Raw genomic sequence first — 17,582 nt, 5'->3', positions numbered from 1 at the left:
TTCCATCAAGCGCCCACACTTATCGGCTGTTAATTTTTAAAGAGCATTTCTGCGAGAAACTTCGTGTTTCTCAGCAGCGCTGCGTTTTCAGCAGCAGAGAAGCGAGATTATTAACCGTTTTTTTAAATCCGTCAACAACTTTTTTAACTACTTCGTTGCGACGACTGCGGTTTAATTCCATGTGCACTGGAGTCGCTACAACCGACTTCAACAGCACCGCTTCCCTTTTTCTCCCCGCGCTGCGTTTCCGTTAGCGCGAAAGAGGCGCGATTCTAAGCACCTGACCCGGTCTCCGCAACCCCTTTTGTGAAATTATTTTGACATGCAGTGCCGGGGGTCGCTGAGCACTCCCCAGTGCTCATATATAAGCAACGCGGCAGGAGCAGCCTCGGTCGCCCATGAACAGCCCCGCCGTATCGAACGCTACCCTCCGTCGCTCACCGCCCCACCATCGCCCTCACCACGCCGTCCCGCCGAATCAGCCCGTGATACAGCGCAGCAGCAAAGTGCGCGAGGAACGTCGCGAAGAACAGGTAGGCCAGCACCCGGTGCGCGACCCGGAGCCAGGCGAACGTCACCGGATCCGCCGCCACGATCGCCGGCAGCTGCACGCCGCCGCCCAGCGTCACCGGATACCCGCCCGCCGACAGCATCGCCCAGCCAATCAGCGGCATCGCGAGCATCAGCGCATACAGCACGAGATGCGACCCGTGCGCGGCAACCTTCTGCCACCACGGCAGATCCTCCGGCAATGCCGGCGGCTTCGACAGAACCCGCACCACGATACGCACGCACACGAGTACCAGCACGGCAATGCCCAGCGGCTTGTGAATCGCCACCAGAAGCGCATGCCGCTCGGAGACGGACGAAACCATCCCCACCCCGATAAACAGCATCGCGACGATCATCGCGGCCATCACCCAATGCAGCACCCTCGCCGGCAGACTAAACGTCGTAGAAGTCTTCATCACCGCCCCTCCGAACTCAACTTGGCCACGCCAGCCACCCCAGCCTCTTCACTGGTCCGCCGCAGATACGAATCCGCATAAGCCGCCGACCGCGCCGCCAGCAACGGATCCCCCGACACCTGAATCCCCTGCGGCAGCACCGTCGGGTCGTAATTCACGTCGCGGCACGGCCCGCTGTCCTGCGCCTCCACGCGATCGAGCACGAGCGTCCCCGCATCGATCGTCGTCCGCTGCGCGGGCCAGACCTTCGTCGCGTCGTCCACCGGATCGCCAGGCTCCGCCAAGGTGACCAGCAGCTTCCACTTCTGCGCACCGGCCGCGATGCGCCGCGTCACGTCCTGCTGCAACACGTTCGGATCCGCGGCCGTCGCGACGTCCCCGGCGCCGGCCGTCTGCTCCGGCACGACGCGCCACCTCACCGCCTGGCGCTTGCCCGCCGCGTCGACGAAGTAAAACGCGTTCAGCCCGTAATAGCTCTCGGTGACGTAGCTCGCGCTCGGTTTCGCACCCTTCACCCATTGCAGGAACGCGGCCGTCTCCGGATGCGCGCCGAAAAACGCCTTCGCCTTCGCCGGATCAGGCTTGCCCGTCTTCGGATCGGGCCGGGTCGCCACCGTCAGCTGATAAAACACCTGCGGCGTCGCCACCGGAAACACGGGCATCGCGTTCATCCCGGTCCGCCATTGCTCGCCATCGGGCGCGGTGAGCTTCAGCGCGAGGCTGCGGATCGGCACGCTGCTGTCGGGCGCATATGGATTCCCGCCCGGCAGCGCGAACCGCCCGACCACCGGCGTGCGCACCGCCTTGAAGAACGGCGCGACCGAATACGCGCTCGCGGCCCCGTTGCCTTCGAAGTAACCGGTCACGCACACGCCCTTCGCGTGATTGCGCCGGTAGCCCGGATGAATGCCGCTGTTGGTCTGCAGCGCGTCAACGAGCCGCTGCGGGGTCAGACGCGCCGGCGCGAGCCACCCGCCGGCATACCCGAACGCGACGGCCACGCCGGCCACCGCGCCGCCGATCACGGCCCAGCGCCACCACCCGCGCCCGGGCTCGCGCTGCGGCGAAGAAGAGGAAGATTGCTTCATGGATGCACTCCCGATCGTCAGATCATTGTCGAACCCGCGTAGGACGCCACCCGCGCCACTTTATTCCACGAAAAATTTTTTCCTATGCTTGATGGAATAATCGACGCGGACCGACGTCCTACGCGGCATCTCGACCCTTTCGGCAACCGGCCCGGCCATGCCCTCCACCGCACTCGACGACGACGCGTTGCGCGAACTCCTCCCCAGGCTGCGACGCTTCGCGCTCTGGCTGGCGCGCGACGTCCACGCGGCCGACGATCTCGTCCAGTCGACGCTCGAGCGCGCGCTGTCGCGCTGGACGAGCCGCCGAGACGACGCGTCGCTGCGCAGCTGGCTCTTCACGATCCTTTACCGGCAGTTTCTCGACGGCAAACGCAGCGCGAAGCGCTACGCGTGGCTGCTCGGCCGTATCCGGGACGACGACGAAGCGCACTGGCCGTCCGCCGAACGCGAATTCGCGGCGCGCGCGACGCTCGAAGCGTTCGGCCGGCTCTCCGACGAGCAGCGCAGCCTGCTGCTGCTCGTCGCGGTCGAGGGCTTCACCTATCAGGAAGCCGCCGACCTGCTCGACGTGCCGATCGGCACCGTGATGTCGCGGCTCTCCCGCGCGCGCCAGGCGCTGCGCCAGCTCAGCGACGGCGAGCTTCCCGCTCCTTCTTTGCGCTTGATGAAGAAATGAACACCCCTCCGAACGAACACGACCTTCAGGCCTATGTCGACGGCCAGCTCGACGACGATGCGCGCGCCGCGGTCGAGCGCTATCTCGCGCTGCATCCGGAGCGCGCGCAACAGGTGAAGCAATGGCAGCAGGATGCGCAGCGGTTGAGGGCCGCGCTGGAGAGCGTGCGGATGCCGGCGGATAACCCGGCGCTCGATCCGGCGGCGATTCGTGGACGGCGCGTGGAGCGCACGCGGATGCGGTTCGCGATGGCGGCTTCGTTCGTGTTCTGCGTCGGACTGGGGACGTTTGGCGGGTGGCAGGCGCGCGGGTGGAATGCGGCGCCGACTGTCGCGCCGATGAGCGATGCGGTCGAGGCTTACCGGATGATGGTGGTCGATCAGACGGCGAAGGTGGATTACCGGCCGACGGGTGCGGGAGATTTGCAGGGGTGGCTCACCAGGCGCGTGGGCGCGTCGGCGAAGCTGCCGGATTTGAGCGCGGCTGGGTTCAAGCCGGTCGGCGGGCGATTGTTCACGACGGACAGCGGCGCCACGGCTGCGATGGTGCTCTATGAGGACGGTGCCGGGCGGACGCTGAGTTTCTATCTCCGGCCGGCGGAATCGGCACATCGTCTGCTGCCGGCCGGGCAACGCGTGGATGGCGCGCTGCTGGCACGATATGGGTCGGTGAACGGGCTCAACTATGCGGTGGTCGGGCCGGCCGGGAGTCTTGGGGAAAAGGCGATCGCGCAGGCGCTCGATCAGCAGACTTGAACGGTACAATGCGCGCCGCGGTGGGGGGCGTTGGCGGGCGCTGGCGCCCTGTGCGGTGCGGCTTGGCTGGCTTGAGCGTGCTCGTGCTCACCGCTCGAATGCACAGCGTTTCGACTGACTTTGCTGGCCTGTTGTCCACATCGGAACCGCGTCGGCGCCCTCACCTTTAAAATCACAGGGTTTCGAGTCGTCGTGGGGCGGGATATCCACATCGATCGTGACGCTGCCGCGGACTGCCTTCGATCGAATCGCTCACCTGTGGTCGGCACAGCATTTCGGGTTGTTTTGGGGCTTCGATATCCACAACCCTTGCGGCGAAACGAATGCCTTCGCCGGGTTCGATTGCTCTCGCCGGTTGAGTGCACAGGGTTTCGAGTTCTTTGGCTCCTGGATATCCACGACGCATTCACCTTCGGGGCGTCGCCCGCGAATTCGCCACGTCATCCGATCGATTCGGGCAAAAAGCCCGGGAAGCAAGGCATTCGGTGTGATTCCTCCTTGTCGAAAACAAGATCTCACTCATCCAATGCACAGAGATTCGACTCGATTGGCGTGTGGGTTGTCCACATGCCGCCTACCGACAGCGGCAAGAACGGCGATGGATTTTCGGCGCTCGATTACGTCTTGGAAAACAACGCGATCGACAGTCATTCGAGTTCGCCGGAATCCGCGCCCGGCTTACGATCCGAACGCACGCTCACCAGCCGGGCGCACAGCGTTCCGAATCGTTTCGCGCGCCGGTTATCCACAAACGAAGGCTGAGCACGTTCGCGTCACGAGCACATCATCGGTATTGCCGCGATATGAGCATCGCATCAATGCTGTTCGATGACGTATTGCTCCGGACTGCGCCACGCAATCGAACGGTACCCGCGTCGCACGACACCGATCTCGCGGTAATACTCGACGAGCGCTTGCGGGCTCCAGTCGCGGCCTGCGGAAAACAATGCGTCGAGATCGACAAGCGCGGCAACGAGCGAGCGGCGATCGTCATCGTCCACGACCGCGCGTTCCCAGCGATCGGGCTGTCGAGCGAAACCCAGCCGCACCAGCGCCTCGGCGACGGCCGCCACATCCGTCACGACAACAGCAACATGGCCGGCAATATCCATCACAAGCGTCTCATTGACGGGTGTCTTCATCGATCGCCTCGCCCAGAGTGAGCCATCTGACGATCTCGGCGAAGTCTTCGTCGGACAGTTCGCCAACGCGATCGACAAACACCCCGTAGTCCAGATCGAACTTCACGTTGAATCGCTCGCCTTTGTAGCGGCAGCACAAGACATCGGCTTCGGGTATCGACACGCGCCGCTCGAACACGATGTCGCCCGGGAATTGCTGCAATCGGTGCACGACGGCATCGATATCGAGCGCGTCGAGCCGGGTCAACGAAAAATCGGTCATTGCCGTGAACCTGTCCGCCAGGCCGTTGCATTCTGAATGCTGGCGATTCTACAGACATGGCTGTTCACACACCTCTCACATGCCCCACAGCCTGCCGCGTCGTTCATCCGTTCACCGCACGCAGTGCATATCCCGCGCGAACCACAGTCGCCGGACTGTGCTTATCCAAAGGTGTTAACAGGGTTCGTATACATACGTAGTGATAGTTAACAAGCCCTGTGCCTCACAGTGGATAACCTCCGTAACGCACTGAATTATCAACACGAAGCAGGATGCATAACCATGGGCGTGTCACGTGAACAGCTCCGCGGAGCACAGAACAACTTTTCGTCGATTCACAGCCGCGACGACATATCCTCAATCGCTCCACTGTGAATCCAGAGGCTTGCAGGACGGTTATCCAGAGGGGCGTGTGGATAACCTCGCGGTGCCGACGCGTTTCGCTGTGACACCAGGCATCAGGCACGCGCAGCAACCAGCAAGACCACACGACTCTCGATTCAAAAAATCTTCACGAAGGGGCTTGTGCTCCTCAAAAACCCTCTCTATAATTCGCGGCTTCTTAGGCTCGTAGCTCAGTTGGTTAGAGCACCACCTTGACATGGTGGGGGTCGTTGGTTCGAATCCAATCGAGCCTACCAACGAACAAAATGAAGGGGTCGGCAGCGCGAATTGCCTACAGGCAATCCGGCTCGCCAAACATGCAAACGCCACGCGGCAACCTCGCGTGGCGTTTTTCTTTTCCCGGCCGAAACAACGCATGTTGCCCCGATGCGTTGCGCGATCCACGGCATCGCATCCTCACCGACATCCAGATCTGCCGACCAGCAATACGCACCGAGTAGAATCGTGTGCGCATCGAAGCGCGTGCTCCGCAAGCCGCTCGATTCCCGCCGCACCCAAACCGCATCAAAACAACAACGCGCGATCCGCGCGACTGAGAGCAAACGACCATGTCCGAGGTCACGACCACCGCATCGTCCGCGAGCAACGACGAAATCGCCGCTTACGTCGGCAAGAAAGCCGCCTGGTTCGAACGAAAGTGGGAGATCGCCGCATCGCGCAAGAACCGGCAGTCCTGGAACTGGGCAGCGTGCTTCCTGGGCCCGGTCTGGATGGCGTATCGATGCATGTACTGGCAGGCGGCCGCCGTGCTGGGCGCAACGCTCGGCATCACGCTGGTCGAGCTGCTGTACTTCCCGAAATACTTCGAATCGAGCACGCTCGACCCGATCACCATCGGGATCGCAGTCGCGCTCGGCTGGTACGGGAACGGCATCTACAAGACGCACGTCGAACGCAAGATCGAAAAACTGCGCCCGAACGCGACGTCGAACCAATCGTTTCTCGCGCTGCTGGAGGCGCAAGGCGGCACGAACTGGCTGGCGGCGACCGGGTTCGCCATCGCGACGCCGCTGCTCCGTTTCCTGATGATCATGATCCGCAACGTCGTGATCGCGACGCAGTAACCGCGACAGCCGACAATCGGCAAAGCAGGGCGGAGAAACAGGAAGAGGCGAGCGAGAAGCGGGCGGAGGGCGCCATCGCACACGACACGCGATACGCCCCCGCGCCACCCTCAATGCAGATGCTTCAACTTGTCAGGATTCCGCACGACATAGATCGCGACGATCTTCCCGTCCTCGATCTCGAGCGCCGTCGTCTGCAGCTCACCATCCGACTCCAGCGTAACGAAACCCGGCAGCCCGTTGATGAACCCGGCCCGCACGAGCTTCGACGCATGCGTGGCGAACAGCTCGGCCAGGTATTGGTGAACCTTCATCACGTGCTCGAAGCCGAACACCGGTTTGCCTGCGGCCGCGCGCTTGCCGCCGCCGTCCGAATGCAGGCTCACGTCCTCAGCGAGCATCGCGCCGAGCGCGCGCATATCGCCGCTGCGCGATGCCGCGAAGAACGCCTCGGCCAATTCGATTCCGCGCTGCTTCTCGACATGAAACCGCGGCCGCGCCTCGCGCACGTGCGTGCGGGCCCGCGCGGCGAGCTGCCGGCATGCGGCCGGGTCGCGCTGGATCGTCGTCGCGACTTCGTCGAACTCGAGGCCGAATACGTCGTGCAGCAGGAACGCCGCGCGTTCGAGCGGCGAGAGCCGTTCGAGCGCGAGCATCAGCGGCAGCGTGACGTCTTCCTGTTCGTCTTCCTCGACGACTGGCTCGGGCAGCCAGGGGCCGATATAGGTCTCGCGCTGGTGCCGCGCAGACTTCAGCTGGTCGAGGCACATGCGCATCACCATGCGGCGCAGGAACGCCTCGGGCACGCGCACTTCGGTGCGGTCGACGGCCATCCAGCGGATGAACGCCTCCTGCACCACGTCCTCGGCATCCGCGACGGAACCGAGCATCCGGTACGCGACGCGGATCAGCGTGCGGCGCAGCGGGTCGAAGCTCGCGGCCGCGTCGGCCGGTTCTTCGGCGCTGCCCGCGGCCGCCGGATCGCGGTTCGTCATCAGGCCACCATCTTCGCGGCCGCGGCCTTCGCTTCAGCCGGCTCGACCCACAGCCCGAAGCCGACAGCGAGCCGGTTCCAGCCGTTGATCACGTTGATCATCAGCGTGAGTTTCACCTGTTCCTCCTGGCTGAAGTGGTCGTTCAGCGCCGCATAGGCCGCTTCGTGCGCGGCGTGGCCCTCGGACAGCCGCGTGAGCGCTTCGGTCCAGCCGAGCGCCGCGCGTTCGCGGTCGGTGTAGCAGGGCGCTTCGCGCCACGCGGACAGCAGGTAGATGCGCTGCTCGGTCTCGCCTTGCTCGCGCGCCTCGGCGCTGTGCATGTTAATGCAGTTCGCGCACGCGTTGATCTGCGATGCGCGGATCTTGACCAGCTCGATCAGCGTCGGCTCGAGGCTCCCGGCGGCGGCGACCGACACGGTCATCCAGTTCTTCATCAGCGCGGGCGCGGCGGCAAACGGATTGAGTTTCGCAGTCATGGTTCCTTCTCCTTTCGTGTGGGTTCCGGTGATATGACGAGCAAGCCCCCCTCGCATGTGACATCGATGCAAAAAATTTTCTGGAGCGCGCGGGAACGCGGGTCAGCAGGGTGCCGATGACCACGAACGACCGAACGACGTGACAGCGTTCGTCAGACGAGAACCCCACGCGTCGCCGGGCCATCACGATTGCCGCGCGGATGTCATGGGCCGTCAGTAGTCGCAACAGCCGGCATGTGCGTTGCACACCCCGCAACGCCGCACTCGGGCACGCATCGACGGTCTGTCACGCATGCGACACGCGCACGGCCAATACTTTCATTTTTCTTTCGATCGCGTTTCATCCGCATCCCGATTCGCAGCATTCACATTTCTGGACCATACTGTTCTGCACGGGCAGATGAAGTGAAGCCGCATCAGCGGCCCGGCGCGCGCGCCGGCTGCCCGACGACGCAGCAGCAGGTCGCACGTCAGCCGCGCGCATCACGCGCTAGGCTTTCCCTTTTCCGGCAACGCAACGCAGCGAATTGCGACGTGAACGGTAAACCGATGAGCCTCCTTGCATCACAGCTTCAGCGCCGTTTCCAGGACGTGCGCGCCCATAGCGTCGCGTTGACCGCGACGCTGTCCGCCGAAGACCAGGCCGTGCAGTCGATGCCCGACGCGAGCCCGACGAAATGGCACCTCGCGCATACGACCTGGTTCTTCGAAACCGTCGTGCTGATGCGCCGCGTGCCCGGCTACGCGCCGTTCGACGACGCATTCCAGTTCCTCTTCAATTCCTATTACGAAGCGCTCGGCCCGCGCCATCCGCGGCCGCAGCGCGGGCTGCTCACGCGGCCGTCGCTCGACGAGGTGCACGCGTACCGGCAGCACGTCGACGAAGCGATGCTGCGCGCGTTGGCCGGCGCCGATCCGGCGCTGCTCGAGGCAATCGCGCCCGAGATCGAGCTCGGCCTGCATCACGAGCAGCAGCACCAGGAGCTGATCGTCACGGACATGCTGCATGCGTTCTCGTGCAACCCGCTGAAGCCGGCGTTCCGGCCGCGCAACGGGGCCGACGCGCAAGCCGCGCTGGCCGCGGGCGACGCAGGCCCGTTGCACTGGCTGCACCAGCCGGGCGGGCTCGTCGAGATCGGCCACGACGGCGATGCGTTCTCGTTCGACAACGAACGGCCGCGCCATACGGCGCTCGTACGGCCGTACGAGATCGCGAACCGGCTCGTGACGAATGCGGAATTCGCGGCGTTCGTCGCCGACGGCGGCTACACGCGCCCCGAATACTGGCTGTCCGACGGCTGGGCCACGGTGCAGCGGGAAGGGTGGCAAGGGCCCGCGTACTGGATGCCCGACGACGACGATGCGGCCGCCACGCGCGTACGGCGCACGTTCGGCCTGCACGGCGTCGAACCGCTCGCGCCCGATGCACCGGTGTGTCACGTGAGCTTCTACGAAGCGGCCGCGTATGCGGAATGGGCCGGCGCGCGGCTGCCGACCGAGTTCGAATGGGAAGCCGCGTTCGCCGCGGACGGCATCAGGCAGATGCTCGGGCACGTATGGCAATGGACGCGTTCGTCCTACGAGCCGTATCCGGGCTTTCGGCCGCTCGCGGGTGTCGCGGCCGAATACAACGGCAAGTTCATGGTCGGCCAGCAGGTCCTGCGCGGCAGCAGCATCGCGACGCCGCCCGGGCACGAACGGCCGACGTACCGCAATTTCTTTCCGCCGGCCGCGCGCTGGCAATTCACGGGGGTGCGACTTGCGCGAGACGTCTGACCTCACGGCCAAGAGCGGTGGCCAGCAACCCGCCCGCGATTCGCGGCCGAGCGCGTTCGAGCGCGACCTGATCGACGGACTGTCGCGCACGCCGCGCAGCATTTCGCCGAAATATTTCTACGATGCGGCCGGCTCCGCGCTGTTCGACCGCATCTGCGAACTGCCCGAGTACTACCCGACACGCACCGAGCTCGGCATCCTGCGCGATCGCGCGGCGGAGATCGTGCGGCGCGTCGGCCCGCATGCGGACATCGTCGAATTCGGCGCGGGCTCGCTCGAGAAGATCCGCGTGCTGCTCGACGCGTTCGCGGGCAACTACGCGAACGCGCCGGCGCGCTACGTGCCGGTCGACATCTCGGCCGACTACCTGCACGGCGCGGCTGCACGGCTGCGTTCGGCCTATCCGTGGCTCGACGTCGCGCCGATCGCGGCCGACTACACGAAGGCCGAGCAACTGGCCGAGCTGACCGCGGCGCCGCGGCGGCGCATCGGTTTCTTTCCCGGCTCGACGATCGGCAACTTCTCGCCGGAAGAGGCCGACGCGTTCCTGCGCGATGCCGCGCGGCTGCTGCGCGGCGGCGGCTTGCTGGTCGGCACCGATCTCGTGAAGGACGAGCGCACGCTGCATCACGCGTACAACGACGCGCAGGGCGTGACCGCGCAGTTCAACCTGAACCTGCTCGCGCGCGCCAACGCCGAGCTCGGCGCGGACTTCGATCTCGACGCGTTCTCGCATTGTGCGTTCTACGACCGCGAGCGGCAGCGCATCGAGATGCATCTGGTCAGCGGCTTCGCGCAGACGGTGCACGTGCGCGGCCATGCGTTCCGCTTCGAAGCCGGCGAGCGTATCCACACGGAGAACTCGCACAAGTTCACGATCGACGGTTTCCATGCGATCGCGCGCCGCGCAGGATTCGAGCCCGATACCGTGTGGACCGACGCGGACAACCTGTTCAGCGTGCACTGGCTGCGCAGCGTCGACGATATCCGCGCGTAACGCGCGCGCCGGCGAACCGCTCGCTCATGATGCGGGCGGTTCGCACGCCGGGCACACCCGCGCACTCCGGCGCGTTCCGATCGCCCGGTTTCGTGCCGAAAATCCCCTTTTTACCGGCTCGATGCGCCGTTGCAACGGTGCTTGGAATGCCCGCTCTCCCTTGTCCTGCAAGGCTTCGAGGATCGCCGTAAACGCCCGTTACCGGTCTCGCATACCCGTTTCACCTGTGTCGGCGCCCCGTGCCTAGACTCCGAACCGTATTCACATGAAGCACGACACGTGCAGGGAGTCGCGAGATGAGCAAGAAACTTATTCTCGGTGCAGTTCTCGGTGTAGCGGCGCTGGCAGCCTCGGGCGTCGCATCGGCCCACGTCGACCTGTCGGTCGGCATCGGCGTGCCGGGCATTTACGCGGCGCCGGCGCCCGTCTACGTGGCTCCGCCTCCGCCGGTCATGTATGCGCCGGTCGGCTATCGTGGCGACGGTTGGCGCGATGGTTGGCGTGGCGATGGCTGGCGTGAGCGCGAATGGCGCGAACACGAGTGGCGTCGCCGTGAATGGCGCGAGCACGAGTGGCGCGATCGCGGCGGCTGGCGCGGTGGCCGCTGGGATTAAGCGGTTCGAATAATCAATACAAGAGGAGTGTGAACGCATGATGCCCATTCGACACATCAGGCTGTGCGCCACCGCCGCCATCGTTGCACTCGCAACGATCGGCAGCGCGCACGCGGCGGGCTGCATGAAGGGCGCGGTGGTCGGCGGTGTTGCCGGCCACTACGCCGGGCACCACGCCGTCGCCGGTGCGGTCGGCGGCTGTATCGTCGGCCACCACATGGCGAAGAAGCACGCGCAAGAGCAGGCCGCGCAGCACAAGGCCGCCGTGCAGAGCATGCAGCCGGCGCAGTAAGCACAATCGTCACCGGGGCGGCGCTGCGGCGCCGCGCCCGCCTGCTTCGTTTCCCCGTTCACGCATGACAGGATGGCGGCGCCATCCGGATTGATCTGACGAATGCATGCCACGCGCATCGTTACGATCATTTACAACGTGGTGTGGCGCAAATCGTGCGCGTTCCTAGAATGCAATCACACAAACGCGCTCCAGGGAGCACAAGATGAAAACTCAACGATATCTGTCCGTACTGACGGCCGCGCTGCTCGCGCTCGGCACGGTTTCCGCGTATGCGGCCGCCGGCGGCAACGGCGGTGGCAACGGTGGCGGTCATGGCGCAGGCGGCTCCGGCGGTAACGCTGGCGGCATGTCCGGCGGCCATATGAGCAGTTCGGCGCTCAGCAACTCGAACAGCATTCATGCGGGCGACCGCGACAAGGGCCTGGCGCGCGCGGCCGACCGCTCCGATACGATCGCCGATCGCGTCGGCGTGCAGCCAGGCCAGGGTCACACGCACGGGCATACGCACGGCCATACCGCGCATGCGTCGACGTCCACGCATCATTCGCATCGCGACGCATTCGGCCGCACGCTGTAAGCACGGCACGCAAATGTGATGGAAGGGCGCTTCGGCGCCCTTTTTCATTGCGGCAACGCCACGCCGCTGTCGCGCGAAAACATCGTGCCGACCCGATTTGCAACCAGCCGTAACCGCGCCGCAAACGCGCGAGAATACGAATCGCTTTCACGCGGGTAACAAACGGGAAATCGACGCCGGTAGCGGGCATCGCACGGGTGCCGACGCACGGTCCGATCCACGAAAAACTGCGCGTCGTGAGCCGTTTGCGCGGCAGATCGATCTACTCGCTCTGCGCGACCCTCCGAGCCCGTTCCCGGAAAAACAAAACCCCACGCTCCGGAAAACGTGGGGTTCGTCAGCCGTCTGAGGAGGCTCGTCGCCGCCCTTCGTTTCAGCGCCCGGCGCCCGCCAGCGGCGCCGCGGGTTCGAACAACGCGTCCGCCTGCCTGACGCGCACGAACCGCGCCGCGCCGTCGCCGTCCACCAGCGCACGGAAATGCGCTTCGCCGCACGCGAGCTTCGCGCGCTCGTGCTCGCTCGGCACGTTGCCGTCCGCGTTCGGCGTATCGACGACGAAGTACAGCCGCTCGCCGCCGTCCTGTTCCGCGAGCACGGCCCAGTCCGGGTGATAGCTGGCGAGCGGCGTCGGCACGCGGAACCACGCGGGCAGCTTCGCGTACAGCTTCACGCCGTCGTGCGCTTCGAGCGCATCGGCGAATGCGCGCTCCGCATCCGTCTCGCACACGACCGCTTCGTGGATCGACTTCCGCGCATCGGGCCGCAGGTTGCGCAAATAGCCGGTCAGCGCCTCGCTCTCGAACGATTCGAGCGCATGAACGTGGCGCTCGCCGAGCTTGCGGTACGCGATGCCCGCGACGAGCGCGAGCCGCTTGCAGCGGTTGATCGCCTCGGCCGCGACCGCGATGAACTGCTGCGGATTCACGCGGAAATCGTCGAGCCGGCCGCTGTCGGCCAGGATCGTCGCGAGCGAGCGGCGCGTGAGCTGCGTGCGGTCCTGCAGTTCGGTGAGCAGGTCGGGCAGTGGCAGCTCGCCTTCGTCGATCAGCACCGTGCCGGCGCCGGCCACCTCGATCGCCTCGATGCCGGCCTTGCCGATATCGATCTCGGCCTTGCGCCATTGCAGCCGCGCACGCGCGATGTCCGGCGCGTCGTGCAACGCGGCCGCGCAGTCGCGCACGAGCTTCGCGTTGTCGAACTCGACGCGGTACACGGTGCGATGGCGGATGCGATCCCACAGCGCGCGGAAATCCTCGCCGAACACCACGGCCTTGCCCGACGCATCGCGCCGCAGCGCGATCGCGCGGCGCTCGTCCGCGTTGCGCACCGCAAAGCGGCCCGACAGCTTGCGCAGCGTCGCGACGATCGGCGCACGCAGCATCTCGAACGCGTCGGGCAGCACGAGCGCGCTCTGGCGCAGCGCATCCTTCAGCCGGTCGAGCACCTTGCCTTGTGCGTCGACGTAGCCCTGTTCGTGCAGATGGTTCCACAGCACGCGCGACAGCTCGATGCCGAGCGCATGCGCGGGCCCGTCGCCTTCCTGCACGGGCAGCGCCGCGAACTGATGCTCCTCGACGATCCCGAAACGAATGCCCGTATCGGCCTCGATTTCCTTCTGCAGGTTCTCCGCGAACGACTCGTACCGCTCGGTCGCGATCACGGTGAGCGTATTGACGCCCGGGTCGCGCACGCGTTCGCCGTCCTGGTCGACGGCGAGGCGCAGCCCGCGGCCGAGCGTCTGGCGGCGCTCGCGTTCGGTCTGGATGTCGCGCAGCGTGCAGATCTGGAACACGTTCGGGTTGTCCCAGCCTTCCTTCAGCGCCGAGTGCGAGAAGATGAACTTCAGCGGCGTGTCGAACGACAGCAGCGCTTCCTTCTCGCGCATGATGAGGCCGTACGCGCGTTCCGCATTCTCGCGGGCCGCGGCGCTGCTCTCGCTCGTGTCGGTCCAGCCGCCCTTGCGGTCGATCGAGAAGTAGCCGTTGTGCGCGCGCCCGACTTCGAGCGCGACGTCGACGCCGTCGAACAGCGCACGATAGGCCGGCACGCGCGCCGCGCGCGCATATTCCTCTTCGAAGATCAGCGCGTAGTCGCCCTTCACGGGCATCCCGTTCTCGTCGTAGCGGCGATAGCGCTCGACCGAATCGACGAAGAACAGCGACAGCACCTTCACGCCGCGCTCCGCGAGGCGCAGCTCCTTGTCGAGATGCTCGCGGATCGTGCGGCGGATCATCTCGCGCTGCACGGCGAGCGTGTCGATGTCGCCGAATGCCTCGCCGAGCGACAGGAACGCCTCGCCTTCCGGATGGCGCAGCTCGACGTATTCGGCGCCCTTCAGCGCATGCACTTCGCCGATCCGCAGCCCCGCGTACAGCGCGCGCTTGGTCAGGCGTTCGAGATCGTCGCCGTCGGTGACCGACACGATCTGGCGCTTCACGCCGGCCGCCGTCGCGACGTCGAGCTCGACGCGCGCGCTGATCGCGCCGCGCCGGTTCGACACGCCGACGAGCCGCAGGTACGGCTTGTTGTGCGCATCCTCGACGATCGCCGACGCGATCTCGATCTGCTTGACGAGCTTGCGCTCGTACGCGTCGACCGCGTCGAGCCGGTACACCATGTGGTGACGGTCGACGTGCGTCGCCGAATAGCGCAGCGTGCAGAGCGGCGCCATCGCGGCAAGCGCTTCGCGGCCGCGCCCTTCGAGCCCGCCGTCGACGCTCTGCGGCTCGTCGACGATCACGATCGGCCGCGTCGCGCGGATCAGGTCGATCGGCTTCTCGCCGCCGGTCTTCTCGCTGTCCTTGTAGAGGTTGTTGATTTCCTTCTTGTTGATCGCGGCCACCGTCATCACCATGATCTGGATCGCCGCGCTCGCCGCGAAGTGGCGCACCTGGCCGAGCTTCGCGGAGTCGTACAGGAAGTAGTCGTACGGCACGCCCGCGTACAGCGCGCGGAAGTGATCCTCGGTGATCGAGAGCGTCTTGTGCACGCCTTCCTTAATCGCGATCGACGGCACGACGATCACGAATTTCGTGAAGCCGTAGCGGCGGTTCAGCTCGAAGATCGTGCGCAGGTACACGTAGGTCTTGCCGGTACCGGTCTCCATCTCGACGGTGAAGTCGCGCGAGCCGGGCAGGCCGGACGGCGGCAGCCCGCCGCGCAACTGCACGTCGGCGAGATTGCGCGCGAGCGCGTCGTCGGTCAGCGACAGCCGGTTGCCGACGCCCTGTTCGGATACCGCGAAGCCGAGCGAGCCTTGAGCTGCGGCCGTGGTGCCGGGCGCGGCGTTCGCGAGCACGCTGAAATCGCCGCGATACGATTCCTGGCCGCGAAACAGGTCGCAGACGGCGTCGATCGCGTCGCGCTGGTAGTCGAGATCCGCTTCGAAGTGCAGCCGCATCACAGGCTCCGCACGCGCTTCACGCCGTGCTGTTCGAGCAGCGCGGCGAGATTGAGCTTCGCGACGTCGTCGACGAAGCCGCTGTCGCGGAACAGGCACGTCACATCGTGCGACGCGCCGGTCGCGTCGAGCAACCCGACGATGCCGTCGGTGAGCGGGCCCGCGTCGTCGCGCGAGATGCGCGCATCGAAGCACGCGACGATCGAGCGGCCGATCAGGTGCACGGTCTTGCCGGCCACCTGGTGATGCTCGACCGGCGTGCACAGGTCGAGGCCGAGCTTCAGCGTCAGCTCGGCGAGCAGGTCGTCCTCGGTGCGGCCGGTCTTCACGTGCTCGACGGACGCGAACAGCGCATGGTCGAAATCGTCGCGGCGCGGGTCCCATTCGATCACGTTGGTCGTGTCGAGCCGGTACACGCGGAAGCCGAGGTCGCCATAGCTTTCCGGATAGTCGCGCGCGACCTGCTGCGCGGCGCGGCGCAGGCGCTCCTTCGTGATTTCGGCGAGCGTCGCGGGCTTCTTCAGCTTCGTGCAGAAATCGGCCGCGCTCTGCTGCGTCTTGTCGCGGCGGTCGAGCGCTTCGGGCAATTGCACGAGCACGTAGCGGCGTGCGCCGCCGTCGGTCGCGTTCACCTGCATCACCGCGTGGCCGGTCGAGCCGGAGCCCGCGAAGCAGTCGAGCACGATGTCGTCGCCGCGCGTGCACCAGCCGATCACGGCCGCCGCGAAATCGACCGGCTTCGGCTGGTCGAACGGGATCCCGAGCGTCTTCAGCAGCGCGTCGTCGGAGCCCGCGAACGGCAGCACCGACGGCACGTTCTCGTACATGTTCTCGTCGAGGTAGTAGATCCGCTGCGGCTGCGTGGTTTCGTCCGCGCCGAATTCGATCTGGCCGCGCTCGATCAGCGCCTGCATCGTCGCGGGCGGGTTGCGCCAGCCGCGCGCCGGCATCGCGCACGGCTTGCCGGTGACCGGATGGATCAGCGGCGTGAAATACTCTTCCGGCGCCTTCTTCTTGTTCGGCCATGCCATCGACACGAGGCGGTACACGCGGCCGTCTCCCGACAGCCGGTCGTACATCACTTCGCCGCCGGACAGGTTGGTCTGCGCCTTCATCCACGCGCGGTATGCCTTCTGCGCGTCCTTCGGGTTGCCGCTGCGGTACACGGCGTCGTGCGCGGCGTCGAGCATGCGCTGCGCGTTGCGCTTCGGGCGCTTGAGCGGCGCCTGTTCGAGCAGCGTCTCGGCGTTGCGCGCGAACAGCACCAGCGATTCGTGCTGGTACGCGACGCCGCGCGCGTCGCCCTTCGGGTTGCGCTTGTCCCACACGGCGACGCCGAGCTCGTTCTCCTCGCCGAAAATCTCGCGCAGCATCAGCACCAGCGCATGCACCTCGTGCTCGTCGATGTGCACGGCGATCAGCCCTTCGTCGGACAACAGCGCGTGCGCGAGCTTCAGGCGCGGATACATCATGTTCAGCCAGTCGGTATGGAACCGGCCGTTCGCCTCGGTGTTGGTGCTGCGCTTCGCGCCGCCCTGGGTCTGCCCGGTCATCGCCAGGTAGTGGCGGATGCTGTCGCTGAAGTCGTCCGGATAGACGAAATCGCTGCCCGTGTTGTACGGCGGGTCGATGTAGACGAGCTTCACCTTGCCCGCGTAGCTCTTGTGCAGCAGCTTCATCACGTCGAGGTTGTCGCCCTCGATCACGAGATGGCGCGTGTCGTCCCACGCGACGCTGTCGTCGGGGCAGGGGCGCAGCGTGCCCGTCGACGGCGTCAGCGCGGCCTGGCGCGCGCTGCGCTTGCCGTGCCAGTGGAAGCCGTAGCGCTCGTCGGCGTCGCCGACCGTGCGCTCGCCGATCAGCGCCTTCAGCACGTCGACGTCGACCGACGCGCCGTCGGGGCCTTCGGTCACGAGTTCGGGGAACAGCGCCTTCAGGCGCGCGACGTTGTCGGCGGTGAAATCCGTCGACATCGCCTGCGGGCTGGCCGCATCGAGTTTCTGCATCGTCTTTTCCATCGGAGCCCGGCCGCGCGCGCCAGGACGTCGGGCGCGCTCACGGCACCGGCGGCAATGGCCGCCCGGGCAAA

The 17,582-nt window shown here is 65.9% G+C and carries 18 protein-coding genes and 1 tRNA gene; 11 read left to right on the top strand and 8 right to left on the bottom strand.

The annotated features are described in order from the left end of the window. Window positions 1–254 (top strand): hypothetical protein (locus tag ACNQQL_RS32360; protein WP_347068369.1); only part of this gene is annotated, 254 nt, incomplete at its 5' end. Between the two features lie 183 nt (window positions 255–437). Here ACNQQL_RS32360 and ACNQQL_RS32355 read toward each other — a convergent pair. Next, window positions 438–968, bottom strand: a complete 531-nt coding sequence (locus ACNQQL_RS32355) for a cytochrome b (protein ID WP_347068367.1) — start codon at window positions 966–968, stop codon at window positions 438–440. Further along, window positions 968–2,056: a catalase family peroxidase gene (locus tag ACNQQL_RS32350; protein WP_347068365.1), complete on the bottom strand. Its 1,089-nt coding sequence runs from the start codon at window positions 2,054–2,056 to the stop codon at window positions 968–970. Before ACNQQL_RS32350 ends, ACNQQL_RS32355 begins: the two co-directional genes overlap by 1 nt. Before the next feature lie 157 nt (window positions 2,057–2,213). Between ACNQQL_RS32350 and ACNQQL_RS32345 the strand changes: the two genes are divergently transcribed. The 3 genes from ACNQQL_RS32345 to ACNQQL_RS32335 all read left to right on the top strand — a co-directional run bounded on the left by ACNQQL_RS32345 (window position 2,214) and on the right by ACNQQL_RS32335 (window position 4,252). Beyond that, window positions 2,214–2,735: a sigma-70 family RNA polymerase sigma factor gene (locus ACNQQL_RS32345; RefSeq protein ID WP_347068363.1), complete on the top strand. Its 522-nt coding sequence runs from the start codon at window positions 2,214–2,216 to the stop codon at window positions 2,733–2,735. Continuing rightward, a complete protein-coding gene (locus ACNQQL_RS32340; RefSeq protein ID WP_347068361.1) occupies window positions 2,732–3,490 on the top strand; it encodes an anti-sigma factor in 759 nt (252 codons plus the stop codon). The genes ACNQQL_RS32345 and ACNQQL_RS32340 overlap by 4 nt, the downstream gene beginning before the upstream one ends. A 567-nt stretch (window positions 3,491–4,057) precedes the next feature. Continuing rightward, window positions 4,058–4,252, top strand: coding sequence for a hypothetical protein (locus ACNQQL_RS32335; RefSeq protein WP_347068359.1), 195 nt, complete (start codon window positions 4,058–4,060; stop codon window positions 4,250–4,252). 53 nt (window positions 4,253–4,305) lie between these two features. Here ACNQQL_RS32335 and ACNQQL_RS32330 read toward each other — a convergent pair whose 3' ends face one another. Both ACNQQL_RS32330 and ACNQQL_RS32325 read right to left on the bottom strand, forming a co-directional pair. After that, a complete protein-coding gene (locus ACNQQL_RS32330; RefSeq protein WP_347068357.1) occupies window positions 4,306–4,632 on the bottom strand; it encodes a hypothetical protein in 327 nt (108 codons plus the stop codon). Next, the gene (locus tag ACNQQL_RS32325) at window positions 4,613–4,894 is read right to left on the bottom strand and encodes a hypothetical protein (RefSeq protein WP_347068355.1); all 282 of its coding nucleotides are present in this window, start codon (window positions 4,892–4,894) and stop codon (window positions 4,613–4,615) included. Before ACNQQL_RS32325 ends, ACNQQL_RS32330 begins: the two co-directional genes overlap by 20 nt. Before the next feature lie 564 nt (window positions 4,895–5,458). On the opposite strand from ACNQQL_RS32325, the gene ACNQQL_RS32320 reads away from it, so the two are divergent. Beyond that, window positions 5,459–5,535, top strand: a tRNA-Val gene (locus ACNQQL_RS32320). A 312-nt stretch (window positions 5,536–5,847) separates the two neighbouring features. After that, the gene (locus tag ACNQQL_RS32315) at window positions 5,848–6,363 is read left to right on the top strand and encodes a DUF2628 domain-containing protein (RefSeq protein WP_347068353.1); all 516 of its coding nucleotides are present in this window, start codon (window positions 5,848–5,850) and stop codon (window positions 6,361–6,363) included. Window positions 6,364–6,473: 110 nt separating this feature from the next. Here ACNQQL_RS32315 and ACNQQL_RS32310 read toward each other — a convergent pair whose 3' ends face one another. Then, entirely contained in the window at window positions 6,474–7,358 is an 885-nt protein-coding gene (locus ACNQQL_RS32310; protein WP_347068351.1) for a sigma-70 family RNA polymerase sigma factor, read from the bottom strand. After that, window positions 7,358–7,834 (bottom strand): carboxymuconolactone decarboxylase family protein, encoded by a 477-nt coding sequence (locus tag ACNQQL_RS32305; protein WP_347068349.1) that lies wholly within the window; start codon window positions 7,832–7,834, stop codon window positions 7,358–7,360. The genes ACNQQL_RS32310 and ACNQQL_RS32305 overlap by 1 nt, the downstream gene beginning before the upstream one ends. Before the next feature lie 549 nt (window positions 7,835–8,383). Between ACNQQL_RS32305 and egtB the strand changes: the two genes are divergently transcribed. The 5 genes from egtB to ACNQQL_RS32280 all read left to right on the top strand — a co-directional run bounded on the left by egtB (window position 8,384) and on the right by ACNQQL_RS32280 (window position 12,093). Further along, window positions 8,384–9,610, top strand: a complete 1,227-nt coding sequence (egtB, locus tag ACNQQL_RS32300) for an ergothioneine biosynthesis protein EgtB (protein WP_204425150.1) — start codon at window positions 8,384–8,386, stop codon at window positions 9,608–9,610. After that, window positions 9,594–10,607, top strand: coding sequence for an L-histidine N(alpha)-methyltransferase (gene egtD, locus ACNQQL_RS32295; RefSeq protein WP_347068347.1), 1,014 nt, complete (start codon window positions 9,594–9,596; stop codon window positions 10,605–10,607). The genes egtB and egtD overlap by 17 nt, the downstream gene beginning before the upstream one ends. A 296-nt stretch (window positions 10,608–10,903) precedes the next feature. Then, window positions 10,904–11,221: a hypothetical protein gene (locus ACNQQL_RS32290; protein WP_347068345.1), complete on the top strand. Its 318-nt coding sequence runs from the start codon at window positions 10,904–10,906 to the stop codon at window positions 11,219–11,221. A 37-nt stretch (window positions 11,222–11,258) separates the two neighbouring features. Next, window positions 11,259–11,513, top strand: a complete 255-nt coding sequence (locus ACNQQL_RS32285; protein WP_347068343.1) for a hypothetical protein — start codon at window positions 11,259–11,261, stop codon at window positions 11,511–11,513. A gap of 205 nt (window positions 11,514–11,718) precedes the next feature. Then, entirely contained in the window at window positions 11,719–12,093 is a 375-nt protein-coding gene (locus tag ACNQQL_RS32280; RefSeq protein WP_347068341.1) for a hypothetical protein, read from the top strand. A 373-nt stretch (window positions 12,094–12,466) separates the two neighbouring features. Here ACNQQL_RS32280 and ACNQQL_RS32275 read toward each other — a convergent pair whose 3' ends face one another. Further along, complete coding sequence (locus ACNQQL_RS32275) at window positions 12,467–15,493, bottom strand: type III restriction-modification system endonuclease (protein ID WP_347068339.1); 3,027 nt, start codon at window positions 15,491–15,493, stop codon at window positions 12,467–12,469. Then, entirely contained in the window at window positions 15,493–17,511 is a 2,019-nt protein-coding gene (locus tag ACNQQL_RS32270; protein ID WP_347068337.1) for a site-specific DNA-methyltransferase, read from the bottom strand. Before ACNQQL_RS32270 ends, ACNQQL_RS32275 begins: the two co-directional genes overlap by 1 nt. Window positions 17,512–17,582: the final 71 nt, after the last annotated feature.

It is taken from the genome of Burkholderia sp. LFS061, from assembly GCF_047978125.1.
Lineage (GTDB): Bacteria > Pseudomonadota > Gammaproteobacteria > Burkholderiales > Burkholderiaceae > Burkholderia > Burkholderia pyrrocinia_C.
This window is presented reverse-complemented; position numbering and strand designations above follow the sequence as displayed.